1 protein-coding gene is annotated in these 3,008 nt (G+C 47.2%); it reads left to right on the top strand.

Going from position 1 to position 3,008, the window contains the following annotated elements; translation table 11 throughout:
* Positions 1-57: 57 nt before the first annotated feature.
* A partial coding sequence (locus A3766_RS19865; RefSeq protein WP_156508995.1) for an immunoglobulin-like domain-containing protein occupies positions 58-3,008 on the top strand: 2,951 nt, incomplete at its 3' end.

Genomic DNA, 3,008 nt, shown 5'->3' with positions numbered 1-3,008 from the left:
CATGGAACAGTAAGGCGACCAAGAACTTTCATACCTCATTCGTTATGGATAATAAATATGTACAAGCTAAAGCTAGCGGTCGCCTTTGCCTCTCTATTTATCTCATTGTTCTCGGGAGTTTCCTATTCGGCCCCGGGTGACCCTGGCAATATTCTAACGACACTAAGCATTAACAACATCAGTGGTGATGGTCGCACCCCTTCCACCCCCCACGGCGTCACCATGCATGACGGCTACCTTTGGGTCGTCGATTTTGGCACCGACAGAATCTACAGGGTCTATCCAGAAGATGTCTATGACGAAGAAGGAGCGCTTCAATTTTCTGCCGGTGATAGTGATTTAAACCTTCCCCTTACAGACACAGATAATCCGCCAATTAACAGTGACGGAAACCCCATCCCTACTTGCGGTGCAACACCGGCCGGTCAATACTGTGGCGGTGGCGGTTTAACCTTTGCCGAGAATTATCTTTGGAATGCCAGCCCTATTACAGACAACATTATAAAAATCGACCCTGTTGATGGAGATAACCTCGAATCCGAAAATGCACTATCAGAGCTCGAGTTTCCATCACCAACCGACATGACTTATGACGGACATAGCTTCTGGATAGTTGACTGGCAAACTAACACTATTAATAAGGTTCGCCCTGAAGATGGCGCGCTACTTCTATCATTACCCGGCCCTTCAACACTACCTTCTTATCAGTCTAACCCTTCTGTCACCAATGCTCGTCCTTTCGGTATTACCTGGGATGGTCGCGACTTGTGGGTAGCAGACCAACAAGAACAAAAGATATTTCGGGTTGACCCCACTGACGGTAGCGTGGTCGGTTTTTTTGAAACACCAGGCTCAAACCCCAAGGGCTTAAGCTGGGACGGGGAACTAATTTGGCACGCTGACCAAACAACAGGCCTAATTTACGCGATTGAAACAGGTGTCATACCTTTCGGTATCACAGGCTGTATCGAAAAGAATGGTGTAGCAATCGAAGCAGACCTACTTCTCAGCCAAACAGCACAATCGGATATAACCACAAGCACCGATGTGGATGGTTGCTTCCAGTTTACCAATTTTGTTGCTGGCTCCCCGATTCAGCTTCAAGCAAACGAGTCAGGTGTTGACCTTAAGCCGGTTATTACACTTAGTGAAACGTCACCTGGTTCAACTGATGTCACCCTCTTGGTCGGCGATACCTATGCAGAGCCTGGCTTCGTTGCGATAGACCCAGAGGACGGTGACATTAGTGTCGATGTTATCACTAGACCAAACGTCCTTGATACTCCCTCTATTATTGATACTTCCACCCCTAATAACTCCGGCATTCAAATTGAATACGATGTTGTCGACAGCCAAGGCAACAACGCGACAACAGTTATCCGAACTGTATACGTCATCGAAGAAGATACTACTGCACCAGTGATCACTCTTATTGGTGACGACCCTACTTATGTTGAACAGCTTTCGACTTATAATGAAGAAGGCGCTACCGCTATCGATAACCGTGATGGAGATATCAGCGCCAACATTATGATCAGTGGAAACGTCGATTCTGACACTGCCGGCACTTACACACTTGCTTACGATGTTACCGATGAAGCTGGCAATGTAGCCACGACCGTAACGCGCGAGGTGATCGTTCAAGATACGACTGCACCAGTAATAACACTTATCGGCGACGCAGTTGTTACACTAGAAAGAGGCGATAGCTTCTCAGATGAAGGTGCCAGCGCCGTCGACAATGTTGACGGAGATATTAGTGCAAGCATAGTAAGTTCAGGTAGCGTAATCAGCGGAAGCGTTGGCAGCTACATCATAAACTACAATGTTTCTGACACTGCTGGTAATTCAGCTATTGTTGTATCGCGTACAGTTAACGTCGTCGACAGCACCGCGCCAATCATTACCTTGTTAGGAGCTGCTCCATATAATCAAGAAATTAACACCCCATTTAATGACCCAGGCGCTACCGCAATTGATGTTCCTGGTGAAGACTTATCAAGTTCGATTGTCGTAACAGGTACGGTAAATACTTCAGTCGAGGGAACCTACACTCTTTCTTACGATGTAAGCGATGCATCGGGTAACGTTGCAACAAGCATTTTCCGAGATGTTATCGTTGCCGATTCCGGTAGCCCTATGATCACCCTACTCGGAGATAACCCTCTCACTCACGCACAAGGCTCGCCTTACACTGACCCTGGAGCAACAGCTACGGATGCGGTAGATGGTGACCTTTCCGGAAGCATTGTTGTCGGTGGCGACACGGTAGACCCTAACTTAATCGGCAGCTACCTTATAACTTACGATGTCTCAGATTCATCGGGCAACCCTGCTCCAACCGTAACCCGTACAGTCAACATAGATGACTCAACAGCCCCAGTAATTACTTTAATTGGCGATACAAACACCAATCACCAGCTTGGCACAGCCTACGTCGATGCGGGCGCTACAGCATTAGACAATATAGATGGCGATATTAGCTCAAATATTGTTGTTAGCGGTGATACCGTCGATGGAAATACTCAAGGAACTTACACAGTTATCTACAATGTCACTGATTCATCAGGAAATGCTGCAAACCCCATGGTAAGGTTTGTGACGGTAGATGATGTAACACCACCGGTAATCACCTTAGTTGGCAATAACCCAATTAATCATGAAGTGAATACAATTTACACTGACCCTGGTGCCACAGCCACAGATAATACTGACGGCGATATTTCTGCAAACATCGGTGTCAGCGGTACAGTCAATGCAACCGTAATCGGCAGTTATGTACTGAGCTACAACGTGAACGATTCCTCAGGCAACTCTGCTACTACCGTTACCCGAACAATTAACGTTCAAGATACTGGCGCACCTAGCATCACTCTCCTAGGTAGCAGCCCACTTAACCATGAACTAAATACCCCCTATACCGATGCTGGCGCGACTGCAAGCGATGCGCTGGATGGTGATATCTCAACTAACATCATCGTCGGTGGTGCTACCGTAGATTCCAGTGT

Source organism: Oleiphilus sp. HI0132 (genome assembly GCF_001635845.1).
Note: the sequence above shows the minus strand (reverse complement) of the source record. Positions and strands in the feature narration are given on the sequence as shown.